Raw genomic sequence first — 16,544 nt, 5'->3', positions numbered from 1 at the left:
AAGGAGCGGCGTGCCCGCTCAGACCGTCCCGCTCGTGGTGCTCGCCTCCGCCGTCCTGCACGCCGTGTGGAACGCGCTCGCCCACGGGGTCCGGGACAAACTGGCCGGGTTCGCCCTGATGAACACCGCCTTCCTGGGCTGCGGCGCGGCGCTCGCCTGCCTCACCCCCGTGCCGGACCCGGCCGCCTGGCCGTACATCGCCGCCTCCGCCGCCCTCCAGGTCGGCTACCAGCTGCTGCTGCTCCAGGCCTACCGGCTCGGCGACTTCGGCCAGATGTACCCGATCGCCCGCGGCACCTCGCCGCTGGTGGTCGCGCTGCTCGCCGCCACCGTGCTCGGCCCGGGCCTGCCCGCGGCCAGACTCGCCGGCGTGCTCGTCATCTCGCTCGGCCTGGCCGGACTCGCCCTCGCGGGCGGCCTCCCCGGCCGTGCCCAGCTCCCCGCACTGGCCGCCGCGGTCGGCACCGGTGTGATGATCGCCGGCTACACCGTCGTCGACGGCACCGGCGTCCGAGCCTCCGGCGCCCCGTCCGGGTACATCGCGTGGATGTTCCTCACCCAGGGCGCGGCGATGCTGGCCGTCGCCACCGCCCTGCGGGGACGCGCCCTGGCCGGCCAGCTCCGCACCGGCTGGCGCAGCGGCCTGGCGGGCGGTCTGATGTCCCTCACCGCCTACGGCCTGGTCGTCTGGGCCCAGGCCCAGCCCGGCAGCGACCTCGCCACCATCGCGGCCCTGCGCGAGACCAGCATCGTGATCGCCGCGATCATCGGCGCACTCGTCCTCCACGAAGGCCTCGGCCGCATCCGCCTGGCCGCCAGCGCCACCGTCCTCGCCGGCATCGCGGTCCTCGAACTCACCCACGGCTGACCCCGCCCGGGGGCGTAAGGCGCAGTCCCGGCCCCCTCTGCGTCGGCGGTGCGGCGGGTCGCCTTCGGGGGAGCCGGGGGCACGTCCCGGCCTCCCCGGTCGATTGTCAGTGCGGGTCGTTACGTTCTGTGCCAGCCGGAGGAAACCGCAGCTGGGAGGCAGCGCCGTGGGGTGGGTTACAGCGGGCGACTACGAGATCGCCCTTGACTCCGACCGGAAGGTCGTGTGCCGCAACGCGGCCGGGCGGCAGCTGAAATCGGTGCCGGGGAAGCTCAAGGACGATCCCGCGCTGAGCCGTCTGCGGCGGCTCGCCGAGTGGCTGGAGGGCCACGAGGAGGAGTGCCTGCGCACGGTCGAGCGGTGGATGATCCGTTCGCTGCCGGTGCCCGCCGCCGTGCTCGCGGCCGTCTGGCCGGACCCCGCCTGGCAGTCGGTGCTGCGCGATCTGGTGGTCACCGACGCGCAGGGCGGCACGGCCGGCTTCCTGCGCGGCGCCGACCGGGACCGCGGCGTCGGCGTGGTGGACCTGGACGGCGACACCGTCCGGCTGTCCGGCGCCGAGGTGCTGATCCCGCATCCGGCGCTGCTGGAGGACCTGGCGGACCTGCGGGAGTTCGCGGTGGAGCTCGGTGTCGCCCAGCGGGTGCAGCAGCTGCACCGCGAGGTGTGGCCGCGTCCGGCCGGCCCGGCCGCGAAGGCCGTCGAGTGCGACACGTACGCGGGCGCCCGGTACGGGGAGTTGCGCGAGCTGGTCGGCCGCTGTGCGCGGCTGGGGTACCGGGTCCGCGGCGGGTCCGCCGTGGTGTCGGTGGTGGAGGGCGGCCGGCTGCTGGAGGCCCGGGTCTGGGTGGGGGACTACTACGAGTACGACGAGTGCGAGACGGGCCCGTTGAGCTGGGCCGGTCCGGACGGCCGTCAGGTGCCGTTGCGGGAGGTCGGGCCGGTGGCCTGGTCGGAGGGGATGCGGATGGCCGCCGCGCTGCACGCCGGCCGCACGGTCGAGGGGGAGGAGTCGGCATGAGCGCCGAGCGGACGATGGATCAGGATCAGGATCAGGATCAGGACACCGCCCAGGACGGTCGGCGGCTGCTCGACGCGGGCGCCGTACTACCCCTCGGCACGGTGTCCGGCACCGGCGGCCCCGACAGCGCCGCGGACGTCCTGACGGCCCGTGGCTACCGCCATCCGGTGCTGGACGACCGCCTGGTGGTCCGGCTGGTCCCGGGGCTGCTCGGCGGCGCCGAGGACGCGGCACTGGAGTTCCTCGGCCTGACCGCCGACGCGCCGCCCGTCGAGGTGGGGCAGGTCCGGCGGGAGGCGCTCGGCTTCCCCGCGTGGGCCCTGGTCAACGACCCGGCCAACGGTCACCACGCGCTGGCCGTGGTCAAGGAGATGGAGCGGCCGTCCCGGCAGGTGGCCGCCAAGCCGAAGGCCGCCAAGGAGGGTTTCGAGGAGCTGGCCGACCGCCTCGGGCGGGCCGTGCCGCACTTCCTGCCGACGTACTGCGAGCAGGTCGCCCGGATCTTCCTGGCCCAAGGCAACCAGGCGTACGCCGGGACGTGGTTCGGCCGCGCCCGCGAGGCGGAACGCACCTTCGGCCTGGAGATCGACGAGGAGCGGCTGCGCGCGGTCTTCCTGGAGTTCGCGCTGGCCGGCGCGCTGACCGTCAAGGCGCTGCGCCAGTACGTCAAGGACCTGGCGGCCCGGCTCGGCGGTCCGACGGCGTGGCAGCGCTTCCGCCGGCTGTGCGCCGAGCGGTCGGCCGCCGGGATGGCACCGTACGCGGGCCTGGCCGAGGACGCCCGCACGCTGATCAGGGCGGCCGGGCTGGACCAGGCGCAGGAGGAGCAGTCGCTGCTCGCCGAGCTGATCGCCGCGCCGGCGATCGGCCGCGCGCCGGGCGCGTTCTGGAAGGCCTCCCGGTCCGCGCTGACCGGGCTGGCCCGGCGCGAGGAGACCGTCCGGCTGCGGCTGCTGGAGATCCTGCCCGCCGCCGCCGACCACGCGTTCGACGAGGTCTGGCTGCACCTGCTGGCCGAGAGCGGCGCCGAGGAACTGCTGACGGACCCGCGGGTACGGCTCGACGAACCGGCCGCCCGCTGGCTGGAGCGCTGGACCGCCCACCTCAACCGCGGCTGGCAGACCCGCCTGGTCGAGGCGCCCGCCCCCGGCAGCACACCGGAGGCGGTGCGCCGAGCAGCGCTGCTGGTCGGCTGGGCGCTGCGGGCGGACGCCGAGCGTTCCGGCGGTGTCGACCCGGTGGACCTGCGCCGGGAGGAGTGGATGCGCGAGCGGATCCGGCAGGCGGGCGCCGACGGTCGCCGGGTCGCCGCCGTGGTCGGCGCCTTCCACGCCCCCGCACTGCTGCAGCCCGAGCCTCACTACGGGCCCGGGCCCGAGTACGGTCCTGGCCCTGGGGCGCCCGGCGATGGTCACCCGACGCACAGCGGGCCGGCGGCCGGGCGGACCCCGACGGCGGGGCGGCCGGACCTCGCGCCGACCGGGCCCTCCCACCCCGCCCTGTCGGGCTCCGGCCGGGCGGCGCCCAGCGGGCCGGTGCCCGGGGAGGCGCCCGAGGTGGCGCCCGGCTCCCACGTGGTCTCGCTGATCCCCTACACCTACCCGCTGCTCGACTCCCGTTCCGGCTACCCGGCTGGTATCCGCGACCCCGAGTGGCAGCACACCGTGCTCGCCGCAGGCGGCGACCCGGACAGCCTCGCGGAGGCCGTGATCGGCACGGCCGTACGGATCTGCGAGCGCCTGCGTGCCGAGGGCCACCCGGCCGGTCCGGCGGACGCCCGGGAGATCGTCCGGCTGGCCGGCGACCTCGCCAGGCTGCGCGGGCTGCCCGCCCCCGGCCGCGGTGAACTCGCCGAAGCCGTCCGTACGGTGCTCGCCCAGGGCGAGCCGCTCGGCCGCGGCCGGGCGGTGGCGCGCGCCCTGGAACAGGTCCTGGTCGGCACCCGCACCGGCCGTCCGACCCCCGCCGCCCCGCGCGGCGGGCTCGGCCCGGCCGTCGAGGCCCAGCTCGCCGAACTCGGCCTGCCCGGGCCCGCGGACAGCGCCGACGCGGCCCCGCGCGATCTGCGGCTCGACCCGCTGCGCAGCCCGCTGGACGCCCGCCGCGCCCTGCTGCTGAGCCGCCTCGAGGTCTGCGGCGTCCCGTACGGGGAGCGCGTGGCCACCGGCGGCGCGGGCGGCACCGAGGCGATCGGCAGCCGGTGGCGGGTGCGCTGGACCCCGGCGGTCCAGGCCATGCTGGCGGTCGCCGGGAGCCGGGGGGTGACGGCCGCGCAGGCCGCCGAGGGCACCCTCGGGGAGCGGCTGCGCCGGGAGCGTGCAGCGGACGGGCCGACCGCCCGTCAGGTGATCGACGGCCTCGCCGACGCGGCGGGCTGCGGGCTGGCCGCGCTCACCGCGGTGCGGCTGGACCAGCTGGCCGAGGTGCTGCCCGCCACCGGCAGCCTGCCCGAACTGCTGGCCGGCCTGGCCCTGGTGGACCGGCTGGCGGCCGGTCACTTCCCGACCGAGGCCACCGGCCCGGCGCGCCCGGATGCCGCCGCGCCGACCGCGGCCCTGCTCACCACGGCCGCGGTCGCCCGGCTCGACGGTCTGGCCGGATCCGACGACCCGGCGGACGCCCATGCGCTGCTGGAGTTCGCCCGCCGCGCCCACGGCGAGGGCGGTCTGCGGCTCGGCCACACCCTGCGGGAGCTGGCCGACCGGGGTTCGCCGCTGGTCCGGGGCGCCGCGGGGGCCGTCCTGGTGCTGCTGGGCGAGCGGCCCGCCGGTGAACTCGGCGGCCGGGTCGCCTCCTGGGTGGACGGCGCCACCGACGCCGACCGCCGGCACACCCTGGTCCGCGCGCTCACCGGTCTGCTGACCGCCGCCGAGGGCCTGCTCGACAGCGCGCCCGACGCCCTCGCCCCGCTGCTGGAGCGGGTGGCCGCGCTGCCCGACACCGCCTTCCTGGACCGACTGCCGGCCCTGCGCGGCGGATTCGACGCCCTGAGCCCGGCCGCCCGGGACCGGCTGCTGACGCTGGTCGAGGAGCAGCTCGGCGAGCACGTCGACACCCTCCCCGCCGCCCGCCCGCCCGCCGTGCTCGGCGCCTGGGCCCGGGCCGACCTGGCCGCCCGGCAGGCGCTGGCCGCCAAGGGACTGCTGCCCACCGCCGACCTCCGGCCCGCCGACCTCCCGCCCGCAGACTGTCCGCCCGTCGGCGGGAGTGGCGCTCCGGGTGCGGGCGGCCCCCGGGTGCAGGCTCCGGCGCCGGACGACGTGCCCGCCGGACCCTCGCACCGGCTGGCCGCCGCCGACCGCTGGCGGCTGCTGCTCGGCCGCCCCGGGAGCCGCCGGCCGTCGGGCCCGGCCGGCCGGCTCGCCACCGCGCTGGACGAGTTGTACGGCCACGGCCGCGGTGAGGGCGCCGGGCTCGATCTCGGGCCGGGCGGCCGCGGCGGCCGCGAGGCCCCGTACCCGGGCGTTCGGGAGTGGTCCGAGGAACTGGCGGCGCTGTTCGGCCCCGGCATCCGTGAGGAGGTGCTGGCGGCAGCTGCCGCGCATGGGCGCTCCGACGTGCTGGCGAGCCTCGACCCGGCGGCCGTCCGCCCCTCCGTGGACCTGCTGCGGACCGTGCTGGAGCACGCGGGCGGCCTGTCCGAGTCCAGGTTGGCGGCCCTGCGGCCGCTGGTGCGGCGGCTGGTGGAGGAGCTGACCCGGGAGCTGGCGCAGACCTTGCGTCCGGCGCTGACCGGTCTCACCGTTCCGCGGCCGAGCCGCCGTCCCGGCGGCGTGCTCGACCTGGACCGGACGATCCGTGCCAACCTGACGACCGCCCGCCCGGGGCCGGACGGCGGCACCCTGGTCGTACCCGAGCGGCCGGTGTTCCGCAGCCGGGCCGCCAGGTCCGCCGACTGGCGGCTGATCCTGGTGGTGGACGTCTCCGGCTCGATGGAGCCCTCCACCATCTGGGCCGCCATGACGGCCGCGATCCTGGCGGGCGTCCCGTCCCTGACGACGCACTTCGTGGCCTTCTCCACCGAGGTGGCCGACCTCAGCGGCCGGGTGGCGGACCCGCTCGGGCTGCTGCTGGAGGTCCGGGTCGGCGGTGGCACGCACATCGCGGCCGGGCTGGCGTACGCGCGGGAGCTGGTCACGGTGCCGTCCCGCACGCTGATCGCGGTGATCAGCGACTTCGAGGAGGGCCACCCCGTCGGCGGACTGCTCGCGCAGACCCGGGCGCTGGTCGGCGAGGGCTGCCACCTGCTCGGCTGCGCGGCCCTGGACGACACCGGCCGGGCCCGCTACTCCAAGGCCGTGGCCGGGCAACTGGTCGCCGCCGGGATGCCCGTGGCCGCACTGAGCCCGTTGGAACTGGCCCGCTGGGTGGGGGAGAAGATCGCATGACCGGGACTGGAACGGTGACCGGAGCCGGCACCCTGCCCGCCGTACGGGCGGAGGTGGTCGCCGACGTCGTGGGCGGGCTGACGCCCAGGCTGCGCAAGCGGCTGGACGGGGCGGTCGCCAAGCTGGACGGCCTGACCGCCGTCCGGGACGGCGACGACTGGCGGATCAGGATCGACGAGGAGAGCGAGCTGGTCCTGCACGCGCCCGGCGGCGTGGTCGCCTCGGCGGCCGACGTCCGCTGCGGCTGTCTGCTGGCGCCCGGCTGCCTGCACCGGGCCGCCGCCGTCAGCGCGGCCGACCTCGCGGAGCCCGCTGACCCGGGTTCCCCCGGTGACCCGGAGCCGCCGGGGGAGCCAGGGGAATCGGGGGAAGCGGGGGAGCCCGCCGCGCCCGCCGACCCGGCCGCGCCCGGGGAACCCGCCCCCGCGCCGCCGGAACCCGCCCCCGCGCCTCCGGCCGCCCCCGCGCCGCTGGCCGCGCGTGAGGCCGACGCGGTGCGGCAGCTGCGGGCGGCCGCCGCCGAGGTGCTCGCCGCCGGGATCGGTGGCGCGGGCGGCGTTCTGCAGGCCGAGGTGCTGCGGGTGGCCCACCAGGCGCGGTTGCTCGGTCTGCACCGGCCGGCCGCGCTCGCCGTCGCGCTGGTCACCCGGCTGCGGGCGGCCCGGGCCCGGCAGGCCGAGCACCGGCTCGGCGATCTGGCGGCGGTCCTGCGGGACCTGTTGGAGGTAACCACCGCGCTGCTCGGCCCGGCGCCCGCCGCCGGGTTGCGCGGTACGGCCCGGCAGACCTACCGGGAAGGCGGCGGGCTGCGCCTGTACGGGCTGTTCGCCGAGCCGGTGCTGACCGCGACCCATGCGGGCGTGGTGGCCTGGGCGGTGGACCCGGCCGGGCGGCTCAGCACCGTCTCCGACGTCACCCCGCACTCGGGTGCCGACGCCGCCGCCGAGGCGGCGCTGACGGCCGGGTCGCGTCCGTTGCGGCTGGGGGACGCTTCGCTGAGCCACCGTGAGTTCTCCCGGGCGGGGCTGGTGGTGCAGTCGGCGACCCGGACTGAGTCGGGCCGGCTGGGCGCGGGGGCGAAGGTGCGGGCCGTCCGCGCGGCCGGTGCCGACTGGCAGGAGCAGCCGTCGGCGGCGCTCTGGTCCGAGCCGGTGGCGTCCCAGGCCGACCGGGCGCTGGCCGCCGGCCGGCTGCCCGAGGAGGACCGGCCGGCCGGTGCGGACCTGCTGTTCCTGGACGTCACGGTGGTCGGGGCCGGTCCGGTGCCCGGTGAGGTGCTGGCCGAATGCGCCGGCCTGACGCTGGCCCTGGCACCGGCCGCCGCTCACCCGGCGCTGCCGTGCCGCGACAACCAGGCCCTGCTGGCCTCGGTACCGGGACTGCGGCTGCGGGTGATCGGCCGGCTGGAGCGGGCCGCCCACCCGAGGCTGCGGCTGCTGGCGGCCGGTCAGGTGCCGGGCCCGGCGGGGCTGCGGCTGCCGGACGCCCGCGCGGGCCGGGTCGGCCTGGGTCTGGAACGGCTCCAGCAGGCCGACCTGCCGTCGGTCCCGGAGCTTTCGGCCCCGGAGCTCGTGGAGCCGGCGCCGCGGCCGTCCGCCGGTGCCGTCCCGGAGCCTCCGGTGGAGGTGCTGGGCCGGCGTCTGGAGCAGGCCGTCACGGCCGGCCGCCGTGCGCTCGCCCCGGGCCCGGCCGTGCCGGAGGCGGCCCGGCTGCGCGCGGCGGGCCTCGGTACCGCCGCGGACCTGCTGACGGCGCTGTGCGCGGCCGCCGCCGACCGCGAACGCGACGTCTTCGGCCGTCTCCGCGAGGGGGACCCGCTGGCGTTCGCCCTGGCCTGGCTCGCCGCGTCCTGCTACCGGGAGGAGCTGGCCACCGCCCTGTGCGCGGATGCCTGGCGGACCGGCTGACCCACGCCGCCGCCGCTCGGCCCGCCCACGGCCGCCGCCGCGCGGGCCGTCGTCGGTCGTCCCGTCAGAGCGGCTCCCCGTAGGCCCGGTGCAGACGCCGTACGCCCTCGGTGAGCCGCTCGGGGCTGTCCGCGCAGGCGTAGCTGAGCCGCAGGTGCGGCCCGGGCGCCTCGGCGGTGAAGTACCCGCGGCCGGGGGTGACGGCGACGCCCGCCCGCAGCGCGGCGGCGGCCAGCGCGCCGTCGTCCCGGCCGTCGGGCAGCCGCAGCCACAGGTGGTAGCCGCCGTACGGGAGCCGGTCGGGCAGCAGGTCGGGCAGCCACTGCCGCAGGGCGACGGCGAGGGTCTGCCGGCGGTCGTGCAGGGCGCCCGCCAGGGTGCGCAGGTGGTGGGACCAGGCGGGGGAGGCGACCAGTTCCAGGGTGGTCTCCTGGAGCGGCCGGGGGACGAAGAAGCTGTCCATCGCCTGGACGGCGCGCAGCCGCTGGTAGGCCGGTCCGCGGGCGGTGATCGCGCCGACCCGCAGGCTCGGCGAGGTCGGCTTGGTCAGCGACCTGATGTGCACGACCACGCCGTCGGGGTCCTCGGCGGCGAGCGGGACCGGCAGGGCGGGGGCGTCGGCGTGCACCAGCCGCCGGGCGAAGTCGTCCTCCACCACGAACGCGCCGGCCGCGCGGGCGATCCGCAGGACCTCGGGCCGGCGGGCCGCGGACAGTACGGCGCCGGTCGGGTTCTGGAACAGCGGCTGGCAGACCAGGACCCGGGCCCGGGTGGCGGCGAAGGCGTCGGCGAGCAGGTCGGTCCGCAGGCCGTCCGCGTCCACCGGTACCGGGACCGGCCGCAGACCGGCGGCGCGGGCGACGGCCACCGTGCCCGGGTAGGTCGGCGACTCCACCAGGACGGGCGCCCCCGGTGCGGCCAGCGAGCGCAGGGCCGTGGTCAGGGCGCTCTGGCCGCCGGCGGTGATCAGGACGTCGGACGCGGTGAGGGCGCCGCCGATGTCGCGGGCGAACCAGGCCCGCAGCTCGGGCAGGCCGTCGATCGGCGGTCGGCCCCAGGCGCCGGGCCGGCGGCCGGCCCGTGCGAGGGCGGCGGCGAGCGCGCGTTCGGGTTGCAGCACGGGGTGCAGGTAGCCGCTGTTGAGGTCGACCACTTCGGGCGGTGCGAGGGCGAGCGCGGCCAGTACCCCGGAGGCGTCTGCGCTGCGGCTCGGCGGCACCCCGGCCTCCGCGCTGAGCGCGACCTCCTGCCAGGAGGTGTCGGGCGGCGCCGTACCTCCGGATCCGCCGGGGGCGGCGCCAGGTGCGGCCTCGGCACGGAACACCCCGGCGCCGGGCCGGGTGACCACCAGCCCCTGGGCGGCCAGCTCGGCGATGGCCCGGGAGACCGTCACGGGGCTCACCTGGTGGCGCACCATCAGGGCCCGGCTGGACGGCAGCTTCTCGCCGGGTGAGTAGCGGTTGAGCTCGCCGCGGAGGATGGCGGCCAGCTCCGCGCCGCTGCTACGCTCGTTCATGACAGCACAAGATAGCGCTACCAGTCCGATGACGATAGCGGTCCGCGGTACTGCGGCGGGTGGTACCACGCTCGGCGGTACTGCCGTCGGCGGTACTGCGGTCGGCGGTACCGTGCTCGCCGCGACCGCCGTCCTCTCCTTCTCCTTCAGCTTCCCGGCGACCGTCTGGGCGCTGCACGGCTTCGGCCCCTGGACCGCGACCGGTCTGCGCGGGGTGCTGGCGGCCGTGGTCGCCGCAGGCTGCCTGCTGGCCGCCAAGGCGCCGCTGCCCCGCCGGGAGGACCGGGCCGGACTGCTGGTGGTCGCGGCCGGGTGCGTGGTCGGGTTCCCGCTGCTCACCACGCTCGCCCTGGAGCTCTCCTCGGCCACCCACTCCGCCGTGGTGATCGGCCTGCTGCCGCTGGCCACCGCCGTCTTCGCCGTGCTGCGCAGCGGCGCCCGTCCGGCCCGGGCCTTCTGGTGGGCGGCGCTGGCGGGCGCGGCGGCGGTCCTGGCCTTCACCCTGACGCAGAGCCACGGCGGGCTCGGCCTGGCCGATGCGCTGCTCTTCGCGGCGCTGCTGGTGTGTGCGGCGGGGTACGCCGAGGGCGGCCGACTGGCGCGGCGGATGCCCGGTTGGCAGGTGATCGCCTGGGGGGTGCTGGCGGCGCTGCCGGTGACCGTGCCGGTGACGGCGTTCGCGCTGGCGGCGGAACCGGTGCACGCCGGGCCGAAGGCCGTGGCCGGTCTGCTCTACCTGGCGTGGGTGTCCCAGTTCGGCGCGTTCGTGCTCTGGTACCGGGGTATGGCGTCGATCGGGGTGCCCAGGGCCAGTCAGCTCCAGCTGGCCCAGCCGCTGCTGACGCTGGGCTGGGCCGTGCTGGTGCTGGGGGAGCAGCCGTCCCCGGCCGCGCCGGTGGCGGCGCTGGCCGTGCTGGGCTGCATCGCGGTCACCCAGCGGGTCCGCGGCTGACGCGCTCGGGGGCGTCGGCCGCGGACCCGGACAGCGGGTGGCCGGTGGTGGTGGCCGGTGGTGGCGGCCGGGCGGGACGGTTACTGGATCCCGGCGGCCTTGCAGGCCGCCGCGTGCGCGGGGTCGCAGATCTGGGCGGCGGTGTAGAGGCCGCCGGCGATCACCGTGTCGTTGATCCGGGGCTTGGTGACCACGATCGGGCTGAGCAGCATCGACGGGATCTGCGCGCCGTTGCTGTCGGTCATGGCGGTGGCGACGGTGGTCACGTCCAGGCCCTTGACCAGGTAGACCGCGATGTTGGCGGCGGCGTCGGTCTCCGGTGCGTACGGCTTGAAGATCGTGTAGGCCTGCTCGCCGGTGAGCACCCGCTGGATGGCGTCCAGGGAGGCGTCCTGGCCGCCGACCGGGATGTTCTCGAGGCCGGCCTTCTTCAGGGTCTCGATGATCGACGCCGCCATGCCGTCGTTGGCGGAGTAGACGGCCTGGAAGCCGTTCTTGCCGAGCTTTCCGATGGCCTCGGTCATCTTGGCGGCCGCCACCTCGGGCTTCCACTCGCCGGACTGCTCGTAGACGATGCCCTTGACCTTGCCGTCGAGCGACTTGTGCGCGCCGGCCTTGAAGTCGGCCGCGTTCGGGTCGCTCTCCGCGCCGTTGACCATGACGACCTGCGCGTTGGCGGCCTTGTTGCCCAGCGCCTCGACCAGGGCCTGGCCCTGGAGCTCGCCGGTGCGCTTGTTGTCGAAGGAGACGTACGCGGCGACGTTGCCCGAGGCCAGGCGGTCGTACGCGATGACCTTGGCGCCCTTCTTGGCGGCCGCGTCGACCCAGGGTGCGGTGATCTTGGCGTTGACCGCGTCCAGCAGGATGACCTTGACGCCCCGCGCCAGCATGTCGTCGAACTGCTGCTTCTGGGTGCCCTCGTCGCCGTCGGCGTTGGCGTAGTCGACGGTGCACTTGGTGCACAGGCCGCTGATCGAGGACTCGATCAGCGGCTTGTCGAAGGTGTCGTAACGGGTCGACGAGGCGCGCTCGGGCAGCAGGAGACCGATGGTCTTGTTGGCGCCGGCGGACGGCGTGGAGCCGCTCGAGCCGCAGGCGGCGAGCGACAGCGTCATCGACACAGCGGCCGTGCCGACGAGCAGGCGACGCGTCATTGCGTTCATGGTGGGTGGTGCCTCCCTGACAGCGCCGCAGCCTGCGGCGAGTGAAGGGGAGTCAAGCTGGCACCCCGATGTGACGTCAATAATTAAAGCATCCCACTTACAATGTCGACCAAGTCGTTACATTCTTGAATGATCTTCCCTTGTGACCTGCGGAGACGTCGGGCCCCCGAATTCGGATAGGTCAAGCCTTCAAGGCAGGTGCCCAACTCCCCCCTCCCGGAGGGGAGCCGGGCCCGCTACCGCTCGGCCCGGACCACCAGGAAGACCCCGCTCACCACGATCGCGCCGCCCAGCAGGACCGGCCAGGTCAGCGGCTCGGCCAGGACCAGCCACCCCAGCAGCACGGCCACCACCGGATTGACGTACGCGTAGGTCGCCACCAGCGACAGCGGCGCGCGCTGGAGCAGCCAGGCGTACGCCGTGAAGGCGATCAGCGAACCGAAGACGACCAGGTAGGCCAGGGCGGCCCAGGAGCGGCCGGAGACGGCCGCCGGGTCGAAGTACTGCGGTTCGTGCCGCACCACCGCGAGCAGCCCGGCGCCGAGGCCGGCGGCCGCCATCTCGTACACGCTGGCCGCCATCGCATTGGCCGGCATCTCCAGCCGGCCCGCCAGGAACGAGCCGAAGGCCCAGATCAGCGCCCCCAGCACCACCGACAGCAGGCCACCGAGCCTCACCTGGCCGCTCAGCCCCGGCGAGGTCAGCACCACCAGGCCGGCCAGCCCGAGCAGCACCCCGGCCAGCGTCGCCACCGCCGGCCGGCGGCCGCCGGCCAGGTTCAGCACCACCACCCACAGCGGCACGCTCGCCACCAGCAGCGCGGCCATCCCGGACGGCACCGAGCGCTCCGCCAGGACCACCAGCCCGTTGCCGCCGACCAGCAGCAGCAGGCCGACCAGCACCGCCGAACCGAGCTGGCGCCGGGTCACCCGCAGCGCGCCCACGCCCTGTCGCCAGACCAGCAGCAGCGCCAGCAGCGGCGCCGCGGCGGAGAACCTGGCACTGGCCGAGAGGAGCGGCGGCATGGTCTCCACCACCACCCGGATGGCCAGGTAGGTGGAGCCCCACACCACGTACACGATGCCGAGCGCCGCCCACACCGCCCCGCCGATCCTGGGCGGCCCGACCGTGGCGGCGGCGGTCGACCCGGGGGCGAGGGTCTCCGCCGGCCGCTGCGGAACCGAGGATGACATGTGCGACTCCCGAGTTTGGTCCTGTTGGGTCCTTGCGCGGGTATGAGACCACATCCACGGCCGGACGTACACGCAGCCCCCACCCCGGCTCGCCCGCTCCCGCGGCCCCGGCGCGGCCGGCCCGGTGCGCCGACCGGATGAACGCCGCCCGGCCGGGGTGCGCCCGCCCGCCGCGACGGCGTGAGCGGGTGGTACGGATGGGAGCCGTCCCGGCGGGGCCGATCCGAGGTGAGGTGCGGGTGGACTGGTTCGCGGCACCCGAGTACTGGTTCGCCCGGGAGGTCTTCCAGCGGCTGCTGGCCGCCGTCTACCTGACCGCCTTCCTCACCGCCGTCGCCCAGTTCCGCGCCCTGATCGGCGAACACGGCATGCTCCCGGTGCCCCGCTTCACCGCCCGCGTCCCCGCCCGCCGAGCCCCCGGACTGTTCCACCTGCACTACTCGGACCGGGCCTTCGCAGCCGTCTGCTGGACCGGCGCCGCGCTCACCGCCGCCCTGCTCGCCGGCGCCGACGACCTGCTGCCGCTCTGGGCCGCGATGCTGCTCTGGGCGGTCCCGTGGGTGCTCTACCTCTCCATCGTCAACGTCGGCCAGACCTGGTACGCCTTCGGCTGGGAGTCCCTGCTGCTGGAGACCGGCTTCCTGGCCGTCTTCCTCGGCAACGACGACACCGCGCCGCCGGTCCTCGGCATGTGGCTGCTGCGCTGGCTGCTGTTCCGGGTCGAGTTCGGCGCCGGACTGATCAAATGGCGCGGCGACCGCTGCTGGCGCGACCTCACCTGCCTCTACTACCACCACGAGACCCAGCCGATGCCGGGCCCGCTCAGCTGGTTCTTCCACCACCTGCCCCGGCCGCTGCACCGCGTCGAGGCGGCCGCCAACCACGTGGTCCAGCTGGCCGTCCCGTTCGGCCTCTTCCTGCCCCAGCCGGTCGCGAGCATCGCCGGCGCCCTGATCACCGCCACCCAGCTCTGGCTGGTGCTCTCCGGCAACTTCGCCTGGCTGAACTGGCTCACCATCGCCCTCGCCCTGTCCGCCGTCGACGCCCGCCACCTCCCACTGCCCGCCGCCCCCGGCCACCGGGCCGGACCGCACTGGTACGAAGCACTGGTGATCGCCCTGACCGTGCTGATCGCCGCCCTCAGCTACTGGCCCGCCCGCAACCTGTTCTCGCGCCACCAGCAGATGAACCGCTCCTACAACCGCCTCCACCTGGTCAACGCGTACGGCGCGTTCGGCACGGTGGGCCGACTGCGCCACGAGGTCGTGCTCGAAGGAACCGACGAGCCCGTCGTCACCCACGCCACCGGCTGGCGCGAGTACGGCTTCAAGGGCAAGCCCACCGAACCCGGCAGGACGCCCCGTCAGTTCGCGCCGTACCACCTGCGGCTCGACTGGCTGATGTGGTTCGCCGCGATCTCACCCTCCTACGCCGGGCCCTGGTTCGACTCCTTCGTGGCCAGACTCCTGGTCAACGACCGCGACACCCTCGCCCTCCTGCGCCACAACCCGTTCCCCGGCGCGCCGCCCACCTTCGTCCGGGCACGGCTCTACCGCTACCGGTTCACCTCATGGAGCGAACGCCGGGCCACCGGGGACTGGTGGCACCGCACCCCGGTCCGCGACTACCTCCGCCCGGTGAGCCGTCACGACGTGGCCCACCTGCTGCCCCGGCGGCACCGGTGAACCCGCCCGGCACGACCGGTGTCCGGGTGGCGCCCGGCGGCGCGGGGAGTTATAAGGGCCCCGGTGCGTGCGTGCCTCGAACGCTCACCCGTATCCTGGCCTCCCGCGCCGCGCGAGCCGGGCTGCTCGCGACGCCCCGACACCGCCGAACGTTCCCCGCCAGCCCCCCGCCAGAACCGGACCAGCCATGACAGTGCGCTTTCTGAACGACGCCGACGCCACGGTGCCGGCCCCAGCGGAGACCCCCGACGGCGAAGGCCGCCGGAGCACCCGTGAGGAGCTCGGTCGGTACGCCGAGCAGGGTGGCTTCACCCTGACCACCGACACCAACCCCTGGATCGAGGCCGCAGACCACGTCGCCGGACCGGAGGAGGCCCGCGCCGCCTCCACGGTGCTGGCCGAGCTGCGCAACGGAGACATCCGCGCCGTCGGCGCGGCGGTCACCGGACTCGCCACCAAGGCCGGACTGAACATCCCCGAGACCCTGAACGGCCTCGACCTGCTGCTCGACCTCTTCCAGCGGGTCCAGCGCACCTCGGGCACCCTCAGCGCCGACGCCTACGACGCCGACCTGGACCAGCTCACCGCAGCCACCGCGGACGGCCGTTGGCGCAAGCAGCAGGGCATCAGCCTGCCGCTCGGACGCCGCTGGTCGCTGCGGTCCAAGGCCAAGGGCCTCACCGTCGGCGGCCGCACCAGCCGTACCGACCTGCACGCCGCGCTGCTGGCCGCCTCCGCGGTCCGCACCGACTGGGCGGCCCTGTCCGAGGACGAGGCCACCGCCAAGCCGGTCGTGCCGGTCGGCGGCACCCTGATCACCGAGACCGCGCAGGCCGTCGAATCCCTCGGCACCGCCGTCCGCGCGCTCGGCCGCCTGCTGCCCGAGCGCGACCTGCCGGCCCTGCCGCTCGGTGAACTCGCCGACCTCGTCGACCGCCTGGCCGCCGACGAGGGCACCCTCTACCGCCTGCCCGCCCTCCGCGCCCTCCGCGAGGAGCTGGCCGCGGACGACCTGGAGCCCCTGCTCACCGAGCTCACCGAGCGCCAGGCCGACCGCGAGGCGGCGCTCGCCGCCTACGACCGCCACGTCGGCACCGACGAGCAGACCGCCCGGCAGGCACTCGCGGCGGGGCCGCGGGACGGCGAGGACGCGGCGGCGGAGGCCGTGGCGGAGGTCGAGGTCGACGCTGACGCCGAGGCCGTCGAGGCCGCGGTTGACGCTGCGCCGGTCGTCGAGGTCGAGGCCGAGGCCGAGCCGGTGGCCGAGGTCGAGGCCGAGGTCGTTGAGGCCGCTGTCGAGACTGAGGTTGAGGTTGCCGCCGAGGTGGAGGCCGAGCCGGTGGCCGAGGCCACCGAGGTCGAGCCTGTCGCGGAGGCTGCGCCGGTCGTCGAGGCCGAGGCCGAGCCCGTTGCGGAGGTCGAGGCCGAGGTTGTTGAGGCCGCTGTCGAGACCGAGGTCGAGGTTGCCGCCGAGGTGGAGGCCGAGCCGGTCGCGGAGGCTGCGCCGGTCGTCGAGGTTGAGGCTGAGCCCGTTGCGGAGGTTGAGATCGAGGTCGTTGAGGCCGCCGCCGAGACCGAGGTTGAGGTGGTTGCCGAGACCACCGAGGTTGAGCCCGTTGAGGAGGCTGCAGCGCCGGCCGTCAAGGCCGAGGTCGAAGCTGAGCCCGTTGCCGAGGTCGAGCCGGTAGCCGAGGTTGAGCCGGTCGCGGAGGTCGAGGCCGAGGTCGTTGAGGCCGCTGTCGAGGCTGAGCCGGTCGCCGAGGTCGAGCCGGTAGCCGAGGTTGAGCCGGTCGCGGAGGTCGAGGCCGAGGTCGTTGAGGCCGCTGTCGAGGCTGAGCCGGTCGCCGAGGT

Annotated in this window: 10 protein-coding genes; 7 read left to right on the top strand and 3 right to left on the bottom strand. The window is 75.9% G+C overall.

Features of this window, described 5'->3' with window-relative positions; all coding sequences use genetic code 11:
• Nucleotides 1-10: 10 nt before the first annotated feature.
• The 4 genes from AB0D08_RS15535 (at nucleotide 11) to AB0D08_RS15520 (ending at nucleotide 8,184) form a co-directional block, all read left to right on the top strand.
• Entirely contained in the window at nucleotides 11-868 is an 858-nt protein-coding gene (locus tag AB0D08_RS15535; RefSeq protein WP_359889085.1) for an EamA family transporter, read from the top strand.
• Nucleotides 869-1,034: 166 nt separating this feature from the next.
• Complete coding sequence (locus AB0D08_RS15530) at nucleotides 1,035-1,889, top strand: DUF4132 domain-containing protein (protein WP_033818124.1); 855 nt, start codon at nucleotides 1,035-1,037, stop codon at nucleotides 1,887-1,889.
• 14 nt (nucleotides 1,890-1,903) lie between these two features.
• Nucleotides 1,904-6,277, top strand: a complete 4,374-nt coding sequence (locus AB0D08_RS15525) for a DUF5682 family protein (protein WP_359889130.1) — start codon at nucleotides 1,904-1,906, stop codon at nucleotides 6,275-6,277.
• Nucleotides 6,274-8,184: a hypothetical protein gene (locus AB0D08_RS15520; RefSeq protein WP_359889082.1), complete on the top strand. Its 1,911-nt coding sequence runs from the start codon at nucleotides 6,274-6,276 to the stop codon at nucleotides 8,182-8,184. Before AB0D08_RS15525 ends, AB0D08_RS15520 begins: the two co-directional genes overlap by 4 nt.
• Before the next feature lie 64 nt (nucleotides 8,185-8,248).
• On the opposite strand, the gene AB0D08_RS15515 is transcribed toward AB0D08_RS15520, so the two are convergent.
• Nucleotides 8,249-9,700 (bottom strand): PLP-dependent aminotransferase family protein, encoded by a 1,452-nt coding sequence (locus tag AB0D08_RS15515; RefSeq protein WP_359889080.1) that lies wholly within the window; start codon nucleotides 9,698-9,700, stop codon nucleotides 8,249-8,251.
• On the opposite strand from AB0D08_RS15515, the gene AB0D08_RS15510 reads away from it, so the two are divergent.
• Nucleotides 9,699-10,652: a DMT family transporter gene (locus AB0D08_RS15510; protein WP_082526537.1), complete on the top strand. Its 954-nt coding sequence runs from the start codon at nucleotides 9,699-9,701 to the stop codon at nucleotides 10,650-10,652. The genes AB0D08_RS15515 and AB0D08_RS15510 overlap by 2 nt on opposite strands.
• A gap of 80 nt (nucleotides 10,653-10,732) precedes the next feature.
• On the opposite strand, the gene AB0D08_RS15505 is transcribed toward AB0D08_RS15510, so the two are convergent.
• Both AB0D08_RS15505 and AB0D08_RS15500 read right to left on the bottom strand, forming a co-directional pair.
• On the bottom strand, nucleotides 10,733-11,815 hold the full coding sequence (locus AB0D08_RS15505) for a substrate-binding domain-containing protein (RefSeq protein ID WP_033820591.1): 1,083 nt from the start codon (nucleotides 11,813-11,815) through the stop codon (nucleotides 10,733-10,735).
• 236 nt (nucleotides 11,816-12,051) lie between these two features.
• Nucleotides 12,052-13,008: an EamA family transporter gene (locus AB0D08_RS15500; RefSeq protein WP_359889076.1), complete on the bottom strand. Its 957-nt coding sequence runs from the start codon at nucleotides 13,006-13,008 to the stop codon at nucleotides 12,052-12,054.
• Between the two features lie 239 nt (nucleotides 13,009-13,247).
• On the opposite strand from AB0D08_RS15500, the gene AB0D08_RS15495 reads away from it, so the two are divergent.
• Complete coding sequence (locus tag AB0D08_RS15495; protein ID WP_051812475.1) at nucleotides 13,248-14,693, top strand: lipase maturation factor family protein; 1,446 nt, start codon at nucleotides 13,248-13,250, stop codon at nucleotides 14,691-14,693.
• 187 nt (nucleotides 14,694-14,880) lie between these two features.
• Nucleotides 14,881-16,544 (top strand): hypothetical protein (locus AB0D08_RS15490; RefSeq protein ID WP_359889074.1); only part of this gene is annotated, 1,664 nt, incomplete at its 3' end.

Source organism: Kitasatospora sp. NPDC048540 (genome assembly GCF_040651175.1).
GTDB lineage: Bacteria > Actinomycetota > Actinomycetes > Streptomycetales > Streptomycetaceae > Kitasatospora.
Note: the sequence above shows the minus strand (reverse complement) of the source record. Positions and strands in the feature narration are given on the sequence as shown.